General features: G+C 63.3%; 20 protein-coding genes. 18 read left to right on the top strand and 2 right to left on the bottom strand.

All coding sequences use genetic code 11. The annotated features are described in order from the left end of the window. The first annotated feature begins 42 nt into the window (after positions 1–42). The 6 genes from AOG28_RS00370 (at position 43) to AOG28_RS00345 (ending at position 5,412) form a co-directional block, all read left to right on the top strand. On the top strand, positions 43–1,248 hold the full coding sequence (locus tag AOG28_RS00370; protein WP_235506903.1) for a multidrug effflux MFS transporter: 1,206 nt from the start codon (positions 43–45) through the stop codon (positions 1,246–1,248). A 172-nt stretch (positions 1,249–1,420) separates the two neighbouring features. Continuing rightward, entirely contained in the window at positions 1,421–2,329 is a 909-nt protein-coding gene (gene yegS / locus AOG28_RS00365) for a lipid kinase YegS (RefSeq protein ID WP_054554957.1), read from the top strand. A gap of 163 nt (positions 2,330–2,492) precedes the next feature. Further along, positions 2,493–2,948 carry an NfeD family protein gene (locus AOG28_RS00360; protein WP_054554956.1) on the top strand — a complete coding sequence of 152 codons (456 nt, stop codon included), beginning with the start codon at positions 2,493–2,495 and terminating at the stop codon, positions 2,946–2,948. Positions 2,949–3,085: 137 nt separating this feature from the next. Then, complete coding sequence (locus AOG28_RS00355) at positions 3,086–4,111, top strand: SPFH domain-containing protein (protein ID WP_043337056.1); 1,026 nt, start codon at positions 3,086–3,088, stop codon at positions 4,109–4,111. 73 nt (positions 4,112–4,184) lie between these two features. Beyond that, entirely contained in the window at positions 4,185–4,643 is a 459-nt protein-coding gene (locus AOG28_RS00350) for a nucleoside deaminase (RefSeq protein WP_438265444.1), read from the top strand. A 220-nt stretch (positions 4,644–4,863) separates the two neighbouring features. Further along, positions 4,864–5,412: a hypothetical protein gene (locus AOG28_RS00345; RefSeq protein WP_054554954.1), complete on the top strand. Its 549-nt coding sequence runs from the start codon at positions 4,864–4,866 to the stop codon at positions 5,410–5,412. Positions 5,413–5,671: 259 nt separating this feature from the next. Here the strand turns inward: AOG28_RS00345 and AOG28_RS00340 are convergent, their stop codons facing one another. Then, the gene (locus tag AOG28_RS00340; protein WP_043335501.1) at positions 5,672–5,875 is read right to left on the bottom strand and encodes a cold-shock protein; all 204 of its coding nucleotides are present in this window, start codon (positions 5,873–5,875) and stop codon (positions 5,672–5,674) included. Positions 5,876–6,122: 247 nt separating this feature from the next. Between AOG28_RS00340 and AOG28_RS00335 the strand changes: the two genes are divergently transcribed. The 8 genes from AOG28_RS00335 (at position 6,123) to AOG28_RS00300 (ending at position 12,288) form a co-directional block, all read left to right on the top strand. Next, the gene (locus AOG28_RS00335) at positions 6,123–6,962 is read left to right on the top strand and encodes an isopenicillin N synthase family dioxygenase (RefSeq protein WP_043335503.1); all 840 of its coding nucleotides are present in this window, start codon (positions 6,123–6,125) and stop codon (positions 6,960–6,962) included. 218 nt (positions 6,963–7,180) lie between these two features. Next, positions 7,181–7,606: an NINE protein gene (locus AOG28_RS00330; protein WP_043335505.1), complete on the top strand. Its 426-nt coding sequence runs from the start codon at positions 7,181–7,183 to the stop codon at positions 7,604–7,606. 127 nt (positions 7,607–7,733) lie between these two features. Then, a complete protein-coding gene (locus AOG28_RS00325; protein ID WP_054554953.1) occupies positions 7,734–8,159 on the top strand; it encodes a hypothetical protein in 426 nt (141 codons plus the stop codon). After that, on the top strand, positions 8,159–8,872 hold the full coding sequence (locus AOG28_RS00320) for a ZIP family metal transporter (protein WP_043335509.1): 714 nt from the start codon (positions 8,159–8,161) through the stop codon (positions 8,870–8,872). Before AOG28_RS00325 ends, AOG28_RS00320 begins: the two co-directional genes overlap by 1 nt. Before the next feature lie 86 nt (positions 8,873–8,958). Next, positions 8,959–9,543: an exopolysaccharide biosynthesis protein gene (locus AOG28_RS00315; protein WP_043335511.1), complete on the top strand. Its 585-nt coding sequence runs from the start codon at positions 8,959–8,961 to the stop codon at positions 9,541–9,543. Between the two features lie 300 nt (positions 9,544–9,843). Then, a complete protein-coding gene (locus AOG28_RS00310; RefSeq protein ID WP_043335514.1) occupies positions 9,844–10,488 on the top strand; it encodes a LysE family translocator in 645 nt (214 codons plus the stop codon). 67 nt (positions 10,489–10,555) lie between these two features. Further along, entirely contained in the window at positions 10,556–11,092 is a 537-nt protein-coding gene (locus AOG28_RS00305; RefSeq protein WP_043335517.1) for a hypothetical protein, read from the top strand. Positions 11,093–11,205: 113 nt separating this feature from the next. Then, positions 11,206–12,288 carry a hypothetical protein gene (locus tag AOG28_RS00300; protein ID WP_054554952.1) on the top strand — a complete coding sequence of 361 codons (1,083 nt, stop codon included), beginning with the start codon at positions 11,206–11,208 and terminating at the stop codon, positions 12,286–12,288. Positions 12,289–12,431: 143 nt separating this feature from the next. Here the strand turns inward: AOG28_RS00300 and AOG28_RS00295 are convergent, their stop codons facing one another. Beyond that, on the bottom strand, positions 12,432–14,414 hold the full coding sequence (locus tag AOG28_RS00295) for a transglycosylase SLT domain-containing protein (protein ID WP_235506902.1): 1,983 nt from the start codon (positions 14,412–14,414) through the stop codon (positions 12,432–12,434). A gap of 274 nt (positions 14,415–14,688) precedes the next feature. Between AOG28_RS00295 and AOG28_RS00290 the strand changes: the two genes are divergently transcribed. From AOG28_RS00290 to htpG, 4 genes are all read left to right on the top strand, one after another. After that, positions 14,689–15,027 carry a YkvA family protein gene (locus AOG28_RS00290; protein ID WP_054554951.1) on the top strand — a complete coding sequence of 113 codons (339 nt, stop codon included), beginning with the start codon at positions 14,689–14,691 and terminating at the stop codon, positions 15,025–15,027. A gap of 240 nt (positions 15,028–15,267) precedes the next feature. Further along, a complete protein-coding gene (locus AOG28_RS00285; protein ID WP_054554950.1) occupies positions 15,268–15,654 on the top strand; it encodes an MAPEG family protein in 387 nt (128 codons plus the stop codon). Beyond that, the gene (locus AOG28_RS18590; RefSeq protein WP_235506901.1) at positions 15,654–16,829 is read left to right on the top strand and encodes a PaaI family thioesterase; all 1,176 of its coding nucleotides are present in this window, start codon (positions 15,654–15,656) and stop codon (positions 16,827–16,829) included. The genes AOG28_RS00285 and AOG28_RS18590 overlap by 1 nt, the downstream gene beginning before the upstream one ends. Positions 16,830–17,185: 356 nt before the next feature. After that, the gene (gene htpG, locus AOG28_RS00275) at positions 17,186–19,069 is read left to right on the top strand and encodes a molecular chaperone HtpG (RefSeq protein ID WP_054554949.1); all 1,884 of its coding nucleotides are present in this window, start codon (positions 17,186–17,188) and stop codon (positions 19,067–19,069) included. Positions 19,070–19,396 lie beyond the last annotated feature (327 nt).

Raw genomic sequence — 19,396 nt, 5'->3', positions numbered from 1 at the left:
CTCTGTCGGGCCGCCCTTGGCTTCTGACTCTCGAGATTATCCATGTCCGTGTCTTCCTCTGCTGCCGCAAGGCCCATGCCCAACGCACGACTATTGCTGTTGCTGCTGGTCGGCTGCGTGATGTTCTCGCCGCTGGCGATCGATATCTATCTGCCCTCACTGCCGGCGATGGCGCGCGAATTCGCCCAGTCCACCGATGTGATGCAGATGACGGTGACGCTGTTTCTGGGCGCTGTGGGTGTCGGGCAGATTCTGGTCGGCCCGTTGACGGACCTCTACGGACGACGTCCGGCGCTGTTGGGCGGCGCGACGGTCTATCTCGTCGGCGCGATGGTCGCCGTGCTGGCACAGGACATCAGCATGCTGTATCTCGGGCGTATCCTGCAGGGGCTGGGAGCGTGCGCCACGGTGACGGTGGCCTTCGCGGCCGTGCGTGACTGTTACACGCCGGAGCAGGGCGCCAGGATGTACAGCTATCTGAATGGTGCGCTGTGCATCATCCCGGCGCTGGCGCCGGTGCTGGGCGGCCTGCTGGCGGTGCAGTTCGGCTGGCGCTCCAACTTCCTGTTCATGGCCGCCTTCGCGCTGTGCGTCGGCCTGATGGCGTGGAAGAGCTTTGGCGAGACGCGTCCTGCCACGACGGTCGTGGAGCGTCCGCTGTACAACTGGGCGCGCTACCGCCCCGTGCTGACCAGCTGGCGCTTCCTGTATCAGGCGCTGGTCGCGATGGCCGCGATGAGCGCCATCCTGCTGTATGTCTCGTCGTCCTCCGAGCTGCTGGTCGAGCGCCTCGGTCACTCCGAGCTGGTCTTCAGTGCCCTGTTCGGCGGCAATGCCGTGATCAATATCATCACCTTCTTCTTCGCACCGCGCGTGATCACGCGCCTCGGCCGTCAGCCCACCGTGCGTCTGGGGCTGGCGATCATCCTGCTCTCCGGCCTGATGCAGGGCGCCGCCTTCGCCTGGCTGCCACTGTCAGCCGCTGCCTTCATGGTGCCGGTGGCAGTGCTGTCGGTCGGCTTCTCGCTGGCACTCGGGGCGGCATCAAGCCTGGCGCTGGAGGCCTTCGCTGAGCGTGCCGGCACCGCGGCGGCGCTGCTCGGCAGCATCCAGCTCGGCGGTTCGGCAGTGGTGGCGACGACGCTGCTCAATACGCCGCTCGCCCCTCAGCAAGGGCTGCTGCTCATCAGCGTGGTGATGGTGCTGCCCTTGCTGCTGTTGGGCGCGCGACGTCAGCCGGGCGTCTAGTCGGTATGACTGGCCGGTGAGACTGCGCGGTGCGACTGCCCAGGACGACTGGCCGGGCATGAGGGATTCGCTGGCTGACAACCGCGGCGGGCCGCAGGGCAGAGATGGTTCATTGAAGGCACCTGACCAGAGTATGCTTGTCGCTCGATCCGCATGTCGCCAAGGAGGCACCATGGAATCAGCGGCGCGTGTGCGCGTGATACTCAACGGGGACAAGGCTCAGCAGCCGGAGCTGCGTGAGGCCATCTTCGCTCAGCGTGAGCGTATGGCAGGGCTTGAAGTGCGGTTGACCTTCGAGGGAGATGATGTCGCGAGGCTGGTGCGCGAGGCGGTCGATGAAGGCGTCACGCGGCTGGTCGTTGGCGGCGGTGACGGCACCCTCAACCTGATCGCCAATGCATTGATGCAGTATCCACTCGCGAAGCGTCCGGAAGTCGCGATCCTGCCGTTGGGCACCGCCAATGACCTGGCGACCTCGCTCGGCATCCCCGAGCCGGTGACGGAATCGCTGGCGCTGGCCTGTGAAGGGGCGGCGCGAGCCGTGGATGTGGTGCGGCTGGATGAGGCCTACTTCCTCAACATGGCCTCGGCAGGTTTCGGCGCCGAGGTGACGCGCTCGACGCCCGGTGGCCTCAAGAAGCTGTTCGGCGGCGGGGCCTATTCGCTGATGGGCGTGCTCAAGGCATGGGACTTCCGTCCCTATCGTGGCAGCGTGACCCTCAACGGGGTGGAGGAGGAGCTGGCGTTGTTCGTGCTGGCGATCGGCAATGGCCGTCAGGCGGGCGGCGGTCAGGAGCTGGCACCTCGGGCGCTGCTCGATGATGGCTGCTTCGATGTGCTGGTGATCCGTGACTTCCCCATCGCGCGGGTGGGTGAGGTGATCGAGGAGCTGGAGTCGCTCCCCGACAATGGCCATTTCGTGCGGTATGTGCGCACTGACTCGCTGCACTATCGTGGAGAGTCGCTGCCGGTGAATCTCGATGGCGAGAGCTACCTGATCGAGAACAGCGAATTCCAGCTGATTCTCGGCGCTCTGCGTCTGGTCGCCCCGCAGGACGCCGCCCTGCTGACACACTCATGAGCCCGAAGATGGACCATTGAGCGCTGGCTGAGCCATGTGGGCTGGCTGGTACACGAGCGCAGTCTGAGGTTTACTCAGGCTGCGCTCGTTGCGTTGGTGGCAGCGTATTCTTCCAATCTCTCGGCCGCGCAGGGCGGGAGTCAGGACCTCAGGGAGTGATTGCATGGTCGGTTTGGCGGCGTGGCATATCTGGGTCATCCTCGCGTTGATTCTGGCGGGGCTTGAGTTGCTGGGTGCGCAGTTCGTGTTGCTGGCCCTGGGTGTCAGTGCCCTCGGGGGCGCTCTGGCGGCGGGGCTGGGGGCGGGGCTAAACATCCAGTTGATCAGCGTCGCGATCACGGCCCTGGTGCTGGTGCCGCTGTTCGTGCGCAAGATCCATCCCTATCTGTTGCCCAAGACGCCCTACGGCACCCTGGGCAGCGGCGCGGAGACCGGGCAGCTGGCCAAGGTGATCATAGGCAACGGTGGCAAACCTGCCGTGCGCGTGTCAGGCAATGAGTATCCGCTACGCTGGGAGGGGGAGACGTCGCCGGCAGCGGGGGACACGGTCAGGATCGTCAGCGTCGAAGGCATCACCGTCTGTGTCGAGCCTGTCTCGAAGGAATCGGTCTCGAAGTAGTCTGTTTCGAAGGAAACAGCACAAAGACGCCATGAGATCGCGGCTCGACGGCGCGGTCGTGGTGGCAGCGGGTCAAGCGTGATCGGATATCTCACAAGGGCTTGCGGATACGGCCCAGTTCAAGGGAGTTGAGCAATATGATTATCAGTCCGGGACTCATCATCATCCTTTTCATACTGGCGCTGGTGGTAATCCTGCTGGCCAAGGGATTGATGATCGTCCAGCAGTCAGAAGCCGTCGTCATCGAACGCCTCGGCAGCTACAGCCGCACACTGGAATCCGGCGTGAATCTGGTGATTCCGTTCATCGACAAGCCGCGCTCGATCACCATTCGCCGTTATCGTGAGGTCAAGGGCGACAACCTGCCCTTGGTGGTGGAGGAGACGCGCATCGATCGCCGCGAGACGGTGATGGACTTCCCTGGCCAGAGCGTGGTGACGACGGACAACGTCACCGTGACCGTCAATGGCGCGCTCTACTTCCAGATCGTCGATCCCAAGCGCGCCGTCTATGAAGTCGAGAACTTCACCCAGGCCGTCGAGGTCCTGGCCAAGACCAGCCTGCGCTCCGAGATCGGTCGCATGGAGCTCGACAAGCTCTTCGAGAGCCGCAAGGAGGTCAACGACGCCTTGCAGATCACCATGGATGAAGTCGGTGACAAGTGGGGCGTCAAGGTGACGCGCGTCGAGATCCAGGACATCAGCATGCCCGAGGAAGTCGAGGACGCCATGCGGCTGCAGATGGCGGCCGAGCGCAAGCGTCGCGCCACGGTGACCGAGGCCAATGGCCAGCGCGAAGCTGCCATCGCGACCGCCGAGGGCGAGAAGCAGTCTTCGGTACTGCGCGCCGAGGGTGACAAGCAGGCCGCGATTCTGCGCGCCGAAGGTGAGCGTCAGGCCATCTATCAGCTGCGCGATGCCATCGGTGCGGAAGACCCGCAGCTGGTGGTCGGCTACATGCTGGGCCAGAAATATCTGCAGGTGCTGCCGGACATGGCGCGCGAAGGTGATCGCGTCTTCATTCCCTACGAGGCCTCTGCCTTGCTCGGTGCCATGGGCAGTTTCCGCGAGCTTGCCACTGAAGTCGGCGAGCCCACCAATGCCAGCAATGAAGGGCTGAGACGCGCCCGTCAGATGATGACTGGCGAAGCGGGCCTGGGCTGAGTGTATTGTGCCGAGCAGTGAGTGGCAGTAGGCTGCCGCTCCACTGAATATTCACCGCATCTGGAGCAAGACGATGACAGCAATGACTACCGATCATGAGCGCTTCCTGCAGGCCGCCATTGAAGAGGCGGAAAAGGGCTATGCGGCCGGCGGCGTGCCGATCGGCTCGGTACTCGTCCATGATGGCAAGATCATCGGTCGTGGCCACAATCAGCGCCAGCAGAAGGGCAGCACGGTGTTGCATGGTGAAATGGATGCACTGGAAAACGCCGGTCGCCTGCCGGCCAGCGTCTATCGTGAATCCGTGCTCTACACCACGCTGTCACCGTGCCCGATGTGCAGTGGTGCCATTCAGCTCTACGGTATCCCGCATGTCGTGGTCGGTGAGAACCACACCTTCATGGGCGCGGAAGATCACCTGCGTGGCATGGGCGTCAAGGTCGATGTGGTCGACAACGCGCGCTGCCGCGAACTGATGGCGACCTTCATTCGCGAGCAGCCGGACGTCTGGAACGAAGATATCGGTGAGTGATCGCGGCGCGGTTTCTGGTGATAGCTGATGGAAAATGGTGTTCGTTAACACTATTCTGCTGTGAAAAGGGCGGAATGCTTGAAAAGCTGTCGGTCTGGCACCATGTCTTGGGTATCAGGCGCCAAGCCACGCTTTCGCTTGCATGACTACACGACCTTTGTTGCAATGCCACTTGCAGGAAACAGGGGCTGGCAACTCCCCACCTATCATGGAGAAGACGATGAAACTCAAGCAATGGATGATTCCCGCACTGGCCGCTGGCCTGTCTCTGGCCATCGCTGGTTGCGATAACGGCGATACTGACAAAGCTGCCCAGAACGCCGAGACCTCTGCCGAGCAGAGCGCCGAGCAGGCTGAACAGAGCGCCGATCAAGCGACTGATGCCGCTGCCGAGAAGATGGATCAGGCGGCTGACGAAGCGGCCGCAGAGATGGATGACGCTGCTGACAAGGCCGACAACATGGCTGACGACGCTGCCGAATCCGCCGATGCCATGGGCGATGAAGCTGCTGCCGAGAGCGAAAGCGCCCTCGACGCGACCAAGAACGCTGCTTCCGAGACCTATGAGTCTGCCAAGGAAGGTGTCAACGACGCTGCTGACGCCACTGCCGATGCTGCCAAGAACGCCTATGACTCCACCAAGGAGCAGGCTGCCGAGCTGACCGACTCCGCTGAGCAGTCTAGCGATAACGCTGCTGCCGAAGCGAACGAGAAGATCAACGCTGCGCAGCAGGATGCCAACGAGTCCATCGACGAAGCGCAGCAGTAATCACTGGCCAGCGAATGCTGGCATGATGCCTGTCGCAAGCCGTGTCACTGGCTGAGTGCGAGTGACACGGCCGCCGACACAAGAACGCCGTGACCCCTTGGGGCGCGGCGTTCTTGTTGCTGGCGACTCTTCGTGAAGCGTGAGTCAGGCCAAGGCCTGGGCACAAAAAAGCCCGCCGGAAGGCGGGCTTTTCCATGACTGTCTTGCTGCCATCATCAGGGCGCCGGTGAGGGCGGCCTGACCAGGCTGATCGAGAAGATCAGACCGGCTTGATGTTTGCGGCCTGAAGGCCTTTCTTGCCCTGGGTGACGTCGAAGGAAACCTTCTGACCGTCTTGCAGGGACTTGAAGCCTTCTGCCTGAATTTCAGAGAAGTGCGCGAACAGGTCGTCGCCGCCGTCGTCCGGAGAAATGAAGCCGAAACCTTTGGTGTCGTTAAACCACTTGACTGTGCCAGTTGCCATGATTCTTTCCTTGCTTACGAGATGATGTTGGTGGTCTGCCCATCAGACCAGAGTGCGTTGGTGCGGCTAGGGGGAATTCCACCAGAGAGACGCGTTGCGTCCAGCGACGACATCCTTTCCTGCTTGACCTACGCATGCAGCCTGGGCTGCACGTGCTCGCTTCCATTCGAACAGAAAGTTGTCGTATTGGCGACTCCTTCCGGCTCAAGTAGGATGCTCACACAGAGCCAACATAGATGGAAATGCCATGAAGGTCCAGAACGTAGATTACCGCTCGGCCGATGCAGCCGAAAAATTTGTCGAATCCCTGCGCACGACGGGCTTCGGTGTCATCCGCAATCACCCGATCTCTCATGAATTGGTCGAGAAGATCTACGCCGAATGGGCCGAATTCTTCTCCAGCGCCGACAAGCTTGACTGGCGTTTCGACCCCAAGACCCAGGATGGACTGTTCCCGGCAGATGTCTCCGAGACCGCCAAGGGCCATACGGCGCGTGATCTCAAGGAGTATTACCACATCTACCCGTGGGGCAAGATTCCGGACAGCCTGCGCGAGAATGCCATGGAGTATTACCGCCAGGCCGAAGCCTTCGCGGCAGAGCTTCTGAGCTGGGTCGAGGCCCATTCACCTGCCGAAGTGGCAGAGCTCTACCGTGAGCCGCTCTCCAACATGATCAAGGACAGCGGTCAGACGCTGCTGCGCGTGCTTCACTACCCGCCGATGACCGGTAGTGAAGAGCCGGGCGCCGTCCGTGCCGCGGCGCATGAAGACATCAATCTGCTGACCGTGCTGCCGGCAGCCAACGAGCCGGGCCTGCAGGTGATGGACGTCAATGGCGAATGGATGGACGTGCCCTGTGATCCGGGTCAGCTGGTCATCAATGTCGGCGACATGCTCCAGGAGACCAGCGGCGGCTACTTCCCGTCGACCACGCACCGCGTGATCAACCCGACCGGCGAGGGTTCCAGCCAGTCACGCCTGTCGCTGCCGCTGTTCCTGCATCCGCGTCCCGAAGTGGTACTGTCTGACAAGCACACGGCGGACTCCTACCTCAAGGAACGTCTGCGCGAGCTGGGCGTCATCTAGCGCCGGCTGCGGCCTGGCTTTCGTTTCCGGCCTGGCTTTCGCTCCCGGGACCGATGAAGAGACACCTGCTGATCCGACGCCATCCGCGCCAGTGCGCGGGTGGCGTTGCCGTTTCCGGGCGTGGCCTCTGGCGGCAGAAGGCTTGATTCATCGGCGCCAAGACCGCATTGACTGTATTCGCAATCATGATCTGCCGCATCGCGGCTAAGGCTTCACTGATGACCACATCGCCTGTTGTACAGGACACGCATTCCAAGACCATGGGCTATCTGCTGTGGATCTTCGGTTTCCTCGGCGCGCACCGTTTCTACTATGGCAAGCCGGTCACCGGCACCATCTGGCTGTTCACCTTCGGGTTGCTGGGCATCGGCTGGTTGATCGACCTGTTCCTGATTCCGGCGATGGACCGCGAGGCGGACTTCCGTTTTCGCGAAGGCCCGATCAATTACTCGCTGAGCTGGATTCTGCTCACCTTCCTGGGCGTGTTCGGCATCCATCGCATGTACATGGGCAAGTGGCTGACCGGCTTGCTCTACCTATGCACCGGTGGGCTGTTCTTCATCGGCGTGCTGTATGACTTCTGGACACTCAATGACCAGATATCGCTGCGTCATGCCGAGCAGGCGCCGGCCACCCAGCGCTAGAGATCACGCCTGCGTTGCATCCAGCGGGACGGAAGTGACGTAGCAGGAAAGGCAGTGTCGAGGTTTCGCATGTTCTAATGTGCTGGGGCTCGGATGTTTTCATCAACATGACGACAAGGAAGTGAACATGATCTGGTTGAAAGCCTTCATCGCCGCCTTTCTGGCGACTCTGATCTTCCATCAGGGCCTCTTCGGGCTCTTCTATCTGGCTGATATCCTGCCCAAGGCGCCCTACAACATGACGCCTACCGGGCCGCTGGGCGTCCCGTCAGTACTCTCGCTGGCCTTCTGGGGCGGGCTCTGGGGACTGCCGCTGTGGGCATTGGTGCGTCGCAGGACGGGCGTCAGCCATTGGCTGATCAGCCTCGTTTTCGGCGCAGTCGGCCCGACGGCCGTGGCCATGCTGGTCGTCTTCCCGCTCAAGGGAATCGAGGTCGCGCCACTGATGGTGGTCGGTGGCCTGATCCTGAATGGCGCCTGGGGCGTCGGTACTAGTCTGTTGATGCGTGTGCTGGGTGCGCGACCGAGTCCTGCAGCCCCGACGACAGCATGATGGCATCGATTCCGTGGACCATGGTGGCGCTCGCCTGGGCTGCCGGGTTGTGCATGCCGCTGGGTGGCGTGATCGCCCAGCTGGAGCGCAGTCACGAGAGTCACGTCAAGCGCAGCTGGCTGGCGGGGATCACCGCGCTCGGCGGCGGCATTCTGTTGGCCGCTGTCTCACTGGTGCTGGTACCGCATGCCATGCAGGCGCTATCCATCGCGGCGCTGTTGGGGCTGTTCCTGCTGGGCGCGCTGATCTTCATGCAACTGGACCGCTGGCTGGCGCGCGGTGGCGGCGCCAAGGGCCAGTTGCTGGCGATGCTGATGGACTTCATCCCCGAGGCGATCGCACTGGGTGCACTGGCCTCTGCCTCTCCCGCCGCGGCGATGTTGCTGGCACTGTTCATCGCGGTGCAGAACCTGCCGGAAGGCTTCAATGCCTATCGTGAGCTGGAAGGGGCCGGGCTGACGGCGCGTCAGGGGCTTGGGGCCTTCGTGCTGCTGTCACTGCTGGGCCCGCTGGCGGCATTGGCCGGCCATCTGTGGCTTGCGGATGCGCCGGGCGTGCTGGGCGGACTGATGGCCTTCGCCGCCGGTGGCATTCTCTACCTCGTCTTCCAGGACATTGCGCCCCAGTCGCGGGTGGCGCATCACTGGTCACCGCCATTGGGCGCCTCGCTGGGGTTCATGATCGGCATGCTGGGCGATCGCCTGGTCGGCTGATGATTCACCGTGGCGGGCGGCACCAGCTGACTCGCCACGGCTCGAGACCTTCACACCCTCCGTCATCTTCCCGATAGGGAGCTCGCATGAGCAAGCACGCCAATGAAGGCAACCTCACGGGGTTGCTGGAAGAGCTGGACCGCGAGATCGAAGGGGATATCTCGCTGGGCGACATTCTGGAGCACTTCAACTCCCGGGGCTTCGGCCCCTTGCTGGTATTGCCTGCCTTGCTGGTACTGCTGCCGACCGGGGCGATCCCCGGGGTACCGACGACCTGCGCGCTGTTCATCGTGCTGATCGCGGGTCAACTGTTGCTGGGGCGCAAGATGCCGTGGTTGCCACGCCGGCTGGCGCGCTTCAGTTTCGAGCATCAACGCCTGACCCATGGCGTCGAGCGGGCAAGACCCTGGACACGACGCCTCGATCGTCTACTCAAGCCACGCCTGAGCTTCATGACGCGTGGCATTGCCTATCGCGGTATCGCGGCGCTGACCATCCTGCTGGCCACGGCCATGGTGCCGCTGGAGCTGGTGCCCTTCGCCGCGGCCTTGCCGGCGGCGACCTTGCTGCTGCTGGGGCTGGGGCTGATCGGGGAGGATGGCCTGGTCATCCTGCTGGCCTTGCTGGTGCTGCTGCTGGATATCGCTACGGGGTTCTGGTTGGTAGGTTGAAGGCTGCGTTGGTCGCTCAACAGCGACGCAGCGTATTTTAGGACTCGAGGCTCGTATCCTTGATGACGCGAGATGGCTTCTGCATGCCATCAGCTGCGGGCTCATGAGAGCGCCTGCGCCGTTGTGTAGCAACGCAGTAAGACAAAAGACTGAAGTGCACCATTCATAGGCAAACCAGGCTGTCATCTTGGTGTGGATGGCTTTGCAGGCTGGCCGTGCTCGCCTAGACTGGTCGCCTGTTCAGTGCCATGGGGGCACGAATTCGGCTACTGAAGCGGGTCTGTCGCAAGGACGTTCGTCATGTTTGATTTCATCCAGTTCGATGCTGCCTTCTGGTCCTTCGTGGTGGCCATCACCTTGCTGACGGTCACGCCCGGGGTCGACACCCTGCTGGTGATTCGCAATACCTCGCGCGGTGGCCTGCGTGACGGCGTGCTGACCAGTCTCGCGATCTGTGCCGGCCTCTTCGTGCACGCGCTGGTGTCGTCGGCGGGCATCTCGCTGATCCTGTTGCAGTCGGCATGGGCGTTCTCGGCCCTCAAGCTGGTCGGGGCGGGCTATCTGATCTGGTTGGGCATCAAGAGTCTCAAGAGTGCGCGGCGCGCACGCGGGCTGAATGTCGACGTCAGCGTGACACGGCAGCAGGTATCGTGCTGGCTGCCGCTGCGTGAGGGCTTCCTGTCCAATGTGCTCAATCCCAAGACGGTGGTGTTCTACATGGCCTTTCTGCCGCAGTTCATCGCGCCGACCGACCCGGCCGTGCTCAAGTCATTGTGGCTGGCGGGTGTCCACTTCGTGATCGCCAATCTCTGGCAGATCAGTGTGGCGCTGATGGTCGGTGGTGCAGGGCGCTGGCTGGCAAGGCCGCGGGTCGCCTGCTGGATGGAAGGCATCACCGGGTCCGTCATGGTGCTGCTGGGGGCACGGCTGGCGCTAGGCCGCTAGGGATGAGCGGCCACTGCCAACATCGCAACGGAGCGCATGGGATGACGGTTCGTATCCTTGATGACACATGGATCCTGTGACATTGACACTGGCGGCCTTTCTCAAGGTCGTCACGCACCTGGAGGCTCGGGATATCAGTGATGTCTACGATTCCCGCGTACAGCAGGTACGGGTGCTTTACTACGGTTACACCATCGACTTCCGCCACCAGCTGTGGCGCATCGATGATGAATCGGTCTGTGCACATCTGGAAAAGACCGGTACCGCCGTCGAGCAGCGCGAGTGCTCGCGCATGGCCAGCCGACTGTTCGTCGAGACCTGCCATGCCTTGCAGCGCCGGGGGCGGGCGGCGCATATCGACACCCGCACCATGTATTGCAAGGCCGCAGCGACCTTCAAGCCCCGGCGCGACCCCTATGCGGGCATGACGCCGGCAGAGCGCAAGGCGCGCAAGGCGCTGGAAGCGGCGCATCGAGAAGCCGAGCAGGCCTGCAACCGCTACGTACTGGATGCCCTGTCCTCGAATTCTCTGGAGATCCTGCGCCTGCGGCAACGCTACTGCGACAAGAGCAATCGATTGGCAGCACGGCTCGAACAACAATGAAGCCCGGGCCGGTGCTCATGCCTGCCCGAGCCAACGACAGCAGCGGTACAGTGCTGCATTCATGACATGAAGACCGGCCCATCAAGGCTGGCATTGGCAGGGAACGCAATCGGATGAGTCTTTCACATACCCTTCGTCGCCGTCTGGGCGGGTTGAGTGCCGTGGTGCTGGTGGTCGCCGGGATAGCGGCCTGGCTGTACGCCGTCGATGAGGGACGCTGGGTCGGACGCGTGACCACGCGCCCCGAAACGCTGAATCTCGAGTCGGTGGAGCAGGGCAATCTGCCGATCAATCAGTTCGTCTCGTTGCGCAATCACTGGGCGGTCTATCGCGAGCACACCGAGACCTTCCGCCTCGATGCCAATGCAGACGGGGGGCGCCGCATCGAGACGCTCTATTATCCAGTCATCTCTGACATGAACCCCTATCTACTGGAGCTGGCCGGTCTGTCACGCGCCTTCGGGGGCATTGATGGCATTCCCTCGGAAGAATGGCCGCGCATCGAGCGCATGGGCGTGCTGGTGCGAACCGACTCCGTGCAGAGCCTGGAAAACGTGCCGCCGCTGATCGAGTTCCCCGATGGCCTGTTTGGCACCGTTTTGCACGCCGAGACGGACCTGCCGGGCGATGAGCGCTCCCTTCTGGCCGAGCGCTGGCCCGACATCGATCTGTCGCGTGTGATCATCATCAATGCAGGCCACCGCCCCGGCAATGTCTGGGCGATGATCGTCTATGGCGTGCTGGGCACGCTCTGCTGGGCACTGGCGGTCTGGCTGATGGTGCGAATGATGCGTACACCGCGCGTCACGCGCTCCCAGCCTCTGGCCTATTCCGGCCGAGCGGCATCGGAGCCGGTGGTGTCGCAGGCATACCCGGGCAGCGAGGCTGAGGGCGAGGGGGCGTCTCAGCCCTATGCGCCTCGCTCCCATGCGGCATCTCAGCCCTATGCGGAATCTCAGGCCCATGATGACGTACCACAGCCCCAGGGCGCTCCCGGCAAGCGCCAGGGCTGGCGTGGCAAGGGCAAGGGAGGCGACGAAGGGCGCCCCCTGAGCTATGCCGAGGCGCTGGGACGGTATACCCCTCAGCAGAAGCCGCCGTTCGGCAATGGCGTGGCTGCCTCGCGACCGGGCGAAGCCAAGGGCGAGAGCCAGTCCGGGTCCTCGCCCGCCATTCGTCCACGTCGCGATGACTGACTGAACGAATGGCTGAAAGAATGGCTGAAGGCCCAATGAGTTCTGATGCCATGGGCTCTGACGCCATGGGCCCTGATGCCATGAAAACGAAAACGCCAGCCCCATGGGGCTGGCGTTTTCGTTGCTGGATGCTGCTGCTCGGCTCAGCGGCGATCCACCAGCGCGGTGGTGTAGCGCTGGCTGACTTCGCGGTCGCTGACCACCTTGACGCCCTCGCTGGTGCCCTTGGCCAGGCTTTCGAAGATCACGCGGTAGGCCAACACGGCCTTGACGTATTCGCGGGTCTCCTTGAAGGGGATACGCTCGACGAAGCGGTCGTATTCGCCCGGGGTGTCGGCGAGCCAACGATCGACGCGTCCCGGCCCGGCATTGTAGGCCGCGGCGGCGGCCAGGCGATTGCCGGAGTAGCGGTCCAGCATCTCGCGGATATAGGTGCTGCCAAGACGGATATTGGTGACCGGATCACCCAGCGCCGCGTTGCTGGGCGTGGGCAGGCCCAGGCCGCGACTGACCTGAGCGGCGGTGCCCGGCATCAGCTGCATCAGACCGCGTGCGCCCACCGGCGAGGTAGCGGTGGGGTTGAAGGCGCTCTCGCGACGCGCGAGTGCCATCAGCATCCATGGGTCGACGCCGGCATCGGCACCGAAGCGCTGGAAGTCCTGCTGCCAGGCCGGCGGGAAGCGCCAGGAAAGGCCATCCCACAGCTGGCCGCGGATGGTGGCGAAGACGGTCAGGTCATACCATTTCTGCTGCAGTGCATAGGCTGCGAGACGGCGAGCATCGGCGTCATCCGCCTGGGTGACGGCGTTGAACCATTCGGAGCGTGCCAGGCCGATCTCATCGATGTTCATCAGCGCTCTGACACGCTTGACGGCCGGCGTCTCGGCGACCTTGGCCAGTTCCGCGTCGGAGAAGTCCTGGTCATCGCGATTGAGCGAATACGCCTGCCCGATTCGGTCGGCGGCCAGGAAGCCGTAGAAGTTGCGTTCGGTCGCGGCGCGCGTCCAGGCGGCGCGTGCTTCCTGCGGGCGACCCAGGCTGTCATCGGCACGCCCCAGCCAATACTGGTAGCGGGCTTCGTTGCGGAAGCGGTCCGGCATCTTCAACACCCATTCACGCACCTGCGGCCAGTCGCCATCGCGCACCGCGTTGCGCATGCGCAGATCGAACAGCTCCTCGTCATCGAGGATGGTCAGGCGCTGATCGACCCAGCCGCGGTTGTTGGGGATGTCGCGCACCAGTGAATACCAGGCCAGGTCGCGCTCGACGGTGTGGCGCTGTTCATCACTCATCGGCATGTGCGGATTCACCTTGCGCCAGGCTTCCAGCGCGGCCTCGGTGTCGGCACGCACGAAGCCATGCATGGCGGCGACGCTCAAGGCGGCGAAGGCATGGCCGCCGTGACCGAGGTTGGTCGGCAGGCGCGTGATGGCGGCAAAGTTGCCCTCCAGCTGTTCGCGTGCCGCGATGGCCCGCTGCCAGCTGCTGGGCAGCTGGCGCTCGAGATAGCTGACCATGCCACCCTGGCCGGCAGCCCAGGCGAGCATGGCGCGCTCCCAGATGGCTTGATCATCGATCACGCCACGCTCGCGCAACGCCGAGAACAGCGGGTCACAGGCCGAGTCCTGCGAGCCGGACACATGCCAGAGCTTCAGGCCGCCTTGCGATGCGCTCGCGACATCATTGCTCAGCTGCGCCGTGTAGTAATAGCACTGGCGCTGCGCGCCCGCCGGCACGCCATCGCTGACTTCCAGCAGGGCATCATGACGGCCGGTGCGCCCGTAGGCGGAGATCGCCTGGCCTCGCATCCACTCGGCCAACGGCGAGTCTGCGTGACGCTCGATGAAGGACAGCACTTCCGCGGCGGTGGCGTACGGCAGGCGGGCCTTGAGCTGGTGATACTCGATGTAGCCCTCCAGCACGTGGCCATTGACGGCGACCTGCTGAATCTCGTCAAAACGCTTGGCGCGCGCATCATCGAAGGCGGCGCGGAAGCTCTGGTCACTGGGCGTGGCGGCCTGCAGGGGCAGGCTCAGTCCCAACAGCAGGCCTAGGCCGGTGAGGTGCCGCAGCGCCGCGAAGCGACGGCTGCCACGGGGTCGGAGTGTTTGCTTGCCTGGTGTCACCTGGGACTCCTGCGACTGTCGGTAAAGGGGGCGTGGACTGGCTGCGACCTTGTGGTGGCGGTTCAGTGCCCCGATGTTGAACAAGTGCCCCGATATTGGCTATCAGGGGTTGCCGATTCAGTAACGATAGTGGCTATCGTGGCAGTGGTCGGCGCTGAATAACAGCACCATCTGATACTGATAGTGAATTATCCGAGAGTGATATCGCGGCTGTGCTGCCGCGATGATGGCAAGCTCAGTGAATGAAATTTGTGCTACCCGTGAGGAGTCCACTATGGGCAAGGCATTATGGTTGACGCGATTGTTTGGCCGCCGACATGTGCTGGGCAAGGCAGGCGCCGCCTTGCGCACCATGGGGCCCTTGCTGCGCGACGTGGTGAGCGGACGTTATCGCCCGGTGCCGTGGAAGGCGCTGGGGTTAGCGGCCGGTGCCTTCATCTATCTGGTCTCGCCGCTGGATCTGATCCCGGATATGCTGGTGGGGCTGGGGATTCTCGATGATCTGGTGATCGTGACCTGGTTGCTCGGCAAGCTCGATGATGCGCTGGCCGACTATCGCCTGTGGCGTGGCGAGATTCCCGAACCTGATCCCTCCGAGCCTCCGACTCCCTGAAGGCGTGCAGCGTGGAAACTCCATTCCTCTACCAGCCCTGATGCTGGCACTGGCCATTGGCCGCATGGCAGGGACGCCGCGACCCTGCCATGCTCGTGACACGCTATCAAACACCAGTTTGAATTGGCGTGCCGTCAGTGTCTGATCTGCCGTTTATCACAGGGCGGCGCACCGTTTGTTCACAAACGAGACGCGCCGCTGTGGCAACGCCCTGAACAACGCCTTTCAAGGAAATTCTGCATGCTGATCTATGCCTGCCTGCTGTTTGCGGCACTGATGCTGGTGCTGACCAAGCTACCGGTCGCCTGGGCGCAACAGCGAACCGGACGTTACGACAACCATGACCCGCGCGCGCAGCAGCGTGAGCTGACGGGCTTCGGGGCCCGCGCACTCGCCGCGCACCAGAACACCATCGAAGCCTTTCCGCTGTTTGCCGCCGGGGTGCTGGTCAGCGTGATCACCGCGCCGGGCGCGCCCATCGCGACCACGCTGGCGGTGATCTTCGTGCTGGTACGACTGGGCTATTGGGGTTGCTATCTGGCCAACATCGCCGCGTTGCGCTCCCTGTTGTGGGGCGCCGGCTATCTGGTTTCCCTCGCGTTGATGGCGATGCCGCTGTGGATGTGATGCATGCAGTGCCGCAGAGCCTGCTGGGGCTGGCCGTCAATCCCGCTGACGTGCCGGCTGAGGGTGGCGTATTGGATGACGCCAGCTGGGCGCGGGCGCTGACCGGATTCCTGAGCTTCATTCCGCACACGGCGCGCTTGAACGTCAGGGTCGAGGAGGTCGCCGCGCCGGCCATCCGCATGCAGCTTCCGTGGCAACCGGCCTTGATCGGCGATCCACACCGCAGGCTGGTGCATGGCGGTGTGCTGACCATGTTCGCCGATACGCTGTGCGGCAGTGCCGTGCTCACGGGGCTGTCGGCACCGGAAGTTTGCCCGACGCTGGATCTGCGCCTCGATCACTACCGACCCGGCGTCGAGGGCCTGGCGTTGGTGGGCGAGGCGCGCGTGCTGCGGGTCACGGAATCGATGGTATTTACCGAGGCGCAGATTTGGCAGCAGCCGGGCAAGATCCTGTGTCGTGCGATCGGCAACTTCGTCAGGCTCGGCGAGCGCAATACGCCCAGCGGCTTTGCCGAGGCGCTGCTGGCGGCGGCCAATGCTCAAGCCCCCGCGAATCCTTCCACGGTCGAGTCGGAACCACTGGGGCAGTTATCACAGGCTGCACAGCCAGCAGGCGAGAAAACCGAGCCGCAGGCGCCGCGCGATGCCCAGGACCCGCGTGGCCTGCTCAGTGCGCGGCGTTTCGTCGAAGGACAGCGCACTCACGCCGACCTGGCGGCGCTGCTGGCGAGTCTGCCCTACGCGCAGGCGATCGGGCTTGGACTGTGTGCCATTGACGGGCAGCAGGCGGGCGCGGCCAGTGATGTCGAGCTGCATCCTGAGCAGGCGCTGAGCTATTCCATGGCGGCGATGCCCGACAATGTCGGCAACCCGATGCTGCCGGCGGTGCATGGCGGCGTGCTGGCCGCGGCGATGGAAACCGCCGCGACGCTTGAGGTGCTCAGGCGGCATGGGCGCGGCGGGCGTGAAGCGCGCCTGCCCAAGCTGATCGATTTCTCCATCGACTATCTGGCCACGGCGCGCGGCGATCAGGTGACGCGCATCGACTGTGAAGTGATGCGCGAAGGCCGGCGCATGACCAATGTGCGCGTCAGCGCCTGGCAGAAATCCCGCGAGCAACCGGTCGCCAGCGCGCGCATGCACTTCGTGCTGGAATCACTCGCCTCCCCGTGATGGCAGGTGATGTCTGCCCTGCAGGCGTCACACTAGAAAGCGCCTCCCTGATGGCTACCTCTTCGTTGGCTCCCTTGATTGGCTCCTTTCGTTGCTTCCCTTCGTTGGCTCCTTTGGTTGCTACCCCAGGGAGCCGCTTGGGTGTTTCTGTGCCATGCGCCAGGTGGGCCGGGCGCAATCATCTGTCGCTAGTGCCTTGAAATCCCTCACCCTTGCCCCATATCTGATCCACGAGTGCTTCCTTCGATCTGCCGCCCAAGAAAGGCAGGCGTCGGCGAGCCGGTTTGATTGTTGCGGGGGCGCTCTGGCCACCGCGAATCTTCTTTTCAGGCATCCACGACATAGAGGTCCTTTCGATGACGACCGCCACTCACACCGAAACGCATGGCTTCCAGACAGAAGTGAAGCAGCTGCTTCACCTCATGATCCACTCGCTGTATTCCAACCGCGAGATCTTCCTGCGCGAGCTGGTCTCCAACGCGGCGGATGCCTGCGACAAGCTGCGCTACCAGGCGCTGGACAACGATGCCCTCTACGGCAACGACAGCGAGCTGCGCATCGAGATCGAGCACGATGCCGAGGCGAAGACCATCACCCTGCGTGACAACGGCATCGGCATGAGCCGTGACGATGTGGTCGCCAACCTGGGTACCATCGCGCGCTCCGGCACCGCCGAGTTCATGAAGAACCTGTCGGGTGACCAGCAGAAGGATTCGCGTCTGATCGGTCAGTTCGGGGTCGGCTTCTACTCCGGCTTCATTGTCGCCGACGAGATCACCGTGCGCACCCGTCGCGCCGACCTGGGCGCTGACCAGGGCGTCGAGTGGACCTCGCGTGGCGAAGGCGAGTTCAGCGTCGCCGACATCGAGCGCGCCGAGCGCGGCACCGAGATCGTGCTGCACCTCAAGGACGATGCCATCGAGTTCGCTGACGATCATCGTCTGCGCAACCTGGTCACCAAGTACTCCGACCATATCGAACTGCCGGTGCGCATGAAGCGCGTCGAGAAGGACGAGGAAGGCAACGAGCAGGTCCACTGGGAAACCGCCAACTCCGCCACTGCGCTGTGGGTGCGCTCCAAGTCCGAGGTCAGCGACGAGGAGTACAAGAACTTCTACAAGCACGTCTCGCATGACTTCTCCGACCCGCTCAGCTGGAGCCACAACAAGGTCGAGGGCAAGCTCGAGTACACCAGCCTGCTGTTCGTGCCGGGCCGTGCGCCGTTCGACCTCTACCAGCGCGACGCCGCGCGTGGCCTGAAGCTCTACGTGCAGCGCGTCTTCATCATGGACGACGCCGAGCAGTTCCTGCCGCTGTACCTGCGCTTCATCAAGGGCGTGCTGGACACCAATGACCTGTCGCTGAACGTCTCGCGTGAACTTCTGCAGCAGGACCCGCAGGTCGACAAGCTCAAGTCCGCGCTGACCAAGCGTGGCCTGGACATGCTCAAGAAGCTGGCCAAGGACCCCGAGCAGTACCAGACCTTCTGGAACCAGTTCGGCTCCGTACTCAAGGAAGGCCCGGCGGAAGACTTCGCCAACCGCGAGAAGATCGCCGAGCTGCTGCGCTTCTCCACCACCGAGACCGACAGCGCGACCCAGGACCAGTCACTGGCCCAGTACGTCGAGCGCATGAAGGAAGGCCAGAGCAAGATCTACTACCTGGTCGCCGACAGCTTCAATGCCGCCAAGTCCAGCCCGCACCTCGAGATCTTCCGCAAGAAGGGTATCGAAGTCCTGCTGCTGACCGACCGCATCGACGAGTGGCTGATGAGCCACCTCACCGAGTTCGACGGCAAGTCCTTCGCGGATGTCGCCAAGGGCGATCTCGATCTCGGCGATGTCGAGAACGAAGAAGAGAAGAAGGCCCAAGAAGAGACCGCCAAGGCCAAGGAAGATCTGGTCAAGCGCGTCAAGGAAGCGCTGGCCGAGAACGTTCAGGAAGTGCGCATCACGCACCGCCTGACCGATTCCCCGGCCTGCGTGGTGCTGCCGGAGCACGAGATGGGCTACCAGATGCGCAAGATGATGGAAGCCGCTGGCCAGCCGCTGCCGGAAGTGAAGCCGATTCTCGAGCTGAACCCGGAGCACGCCCTGGTCACGCGTCTGGAAGGCGGTGAAGGCGATTACTTCACCGATCTGGCACACGTGCTGCTCGATCAGGCCATCATCGCCGAAGGCGGTGCGCTGGAAGATCCGGCCGCTTACGTGCGCCGCCTGAACAGCATGCTCAGCGTCTGAGACGGCGGAACGATCGAGTCACTGGCTTGATCAAGCATGTCCGCAACGACGCCCTCGCAGCCTATGCTGCGGGGGCGTTTTGCGTTGGGGGTGTCGTCAGCGATAGCGTCCAGTGCGAGGTGCAAGGGGTGCAGGGCAGGAAGGCGGCAGGGTAGGAAGGGAGGAAGGGAAAAAGGGGAGGAAGCGCAGGGAGCGCAGAGCGCGCGCCGCGTCAGTGGCGCGAAAGGCGGGCATCGCCTGGCGGTCTGTCGGTGACGGACGACAGGGCTTGCCGTGTCTTTCCTCGCTTGGCCGACCGCGCCATCTTCTCGCCCACGCGTTTTTAGG

The sequence above is a fragment of the Cobetia sp. UCD-24C genome, assembly GCF_001306765.1.
In the GTDB taxonomy this organism is placed as follows: Bacteria; Pseudomonadota; Gammaproteobacteria; order Pseudomonadales; family Halomonadaceae; genus Cobetia; species Cobetia amphilecti.
The sequence above is the reverse complement of the archived record's forward strand: the minus strand, read 5'-3'. Positions and strand labels throughout refer to the sequence as shown.

What these genes read in the sequence shown, in the direction of transcription:
- AOG28_RS00325 (WP_054554953.1), top strand. Translation starts at nt 7,734, where the DNA reads ATGATCTGGTTGAAAGCCTTCATCGCCGCCTTTCTGGCGACTCTGATC.
- AOG28_RS00310 (WP_043335514.1), top strand. Translation starts at nt 9,844, where the DNA reads ATGTTTGATTTCATCCAGTTCGATGCTGCCTTCTGGTCCTTCGTGGTG.
- AOG28_RS00320 (WP_043335509.1), top strand. Translation starts at nt 8,159, where the DNA reads ATGGCATCGATTCCGTGGACCATGGTGGCGCTCGCCTGGGCTGCCGGG.
- AOG28_RS00285 (WP_054554950.1), top strand. Translation starts at nt 15,268, where the DNA reads ATGCTGATCTATGCCTGCCTGCTGTTTGCGGCACTGATGCTGGTGCTG.
- AOG28_RS00345 (WP_054554954.1), top strand. Translation starts at nt 4,864, where the DNA reads ATGAAACTCAAGCAATGGATGATTCCCGCACTGGCCGCTGGCCTGTCT.
- AOG28_RS00340 (WP_043335501.1), bottom strand. Translation starts at nt 5,875, where the DNA reads ATGGCAACTGGCACAGTCAAGTGGTTTAACGACACCAAAGGTTTCGGC.
- AOG28_RS00315 (WP_043335511.1), top strand. Translation starts at nt 8,959, where the DNA reads ATGAGCAAGCACGCCAATGAAGGCAACCTCACGGGGTTGCTGGAAGAG.
- AOG28_RS00350 (WP_438265444.1), top strand. Translation starts at nt 4,185, where the DNA reads ATGACAGCAATGACTACCGATCATGAGCGCTTCCTGCAGGCCGCCATT.
- htpG (WP_054554949.1), top strand. Translation starts at nt 17,186, where the DNA reads ATGACGACCGCCACTCACACCGAAACGCATGGCTTCCAGACAGAAGTG.
- AOG28_RS00330 (WP_043335505.1), top strand. Translation starts at nt 7,181, where the DNA reads ATGACCACATCGCCTGTTGTACAGGACACGCATTCCAAGACCATGGGC.
- yegS (WP_054554957.1), top strand. Translation starts at nt 1,421, where the DNA reads ATGGAATCAGCGGCGCGTGTGCGCGTGATACTCAACGGGGACAAGGCT.
- AOG28_RS00355 (WP_043337056.1), top strand. Translation starts at nt 3,086, where the DNA reads ATGATTATCAGTCCGGGACTCATCATCATCCTTTTCATACTGGCGCTG.
- AOG28_RS00305 (WP_043335517.1), top strand. Translation starts at nt 10,556, where the DNA reads ATGGATCCTGTGACATTGACACTGGCGGCCTTTCTCAAGGTCGTCACG.
- AOG28_RS00335 (WP_043335503.1), top strand. Translation starts at nt 6,123, where the DNA reads ATGAAGGTCCAGAACGTAGATTACCGCTCGGCCGATGCAGCCGAAAAA.
- AOG28_RS00290 (WP_054554951.1), top strand. Translation starts at nt 14,689, where the DNA reads ATGGGCAAGGCATTATGGTTGACGCGATTGTTTGGCCGCCGACATGTG.
- AOG28_RS18590 (WP_235506901.1), top strand. Translation starts at nt 15,654, where the DNA reads ATGCATGCAGTGCCGCAGAGCCTGCTGGGGCTGGCCGTCAATCCCGCT.
- AOG28_RS00300 (WP_054554952.1), top strand. Translation starts at nt 11,206, where the DNA reads ATGAGTCTTTCACATACCCTTCGTCGCCGTCTGGGCGGGTTGAGTGCC.
- AOG28_RS00360 (WP_054554956.1), top strand. Translation starts at nt 2,493, where the DNA reads ATGGTCGGTTTGGCGGCGTGGCATATCTGGGTCATCCTCGCGTTGATT.
- AOG28_RS00370 (WP_235506903.1), top strand. Translation starts at nt 43, where the DNA reads ATGTCCGTGTCTTCCTCTGCTGCCGCAAGGCCCATGCCCAACGCACGA.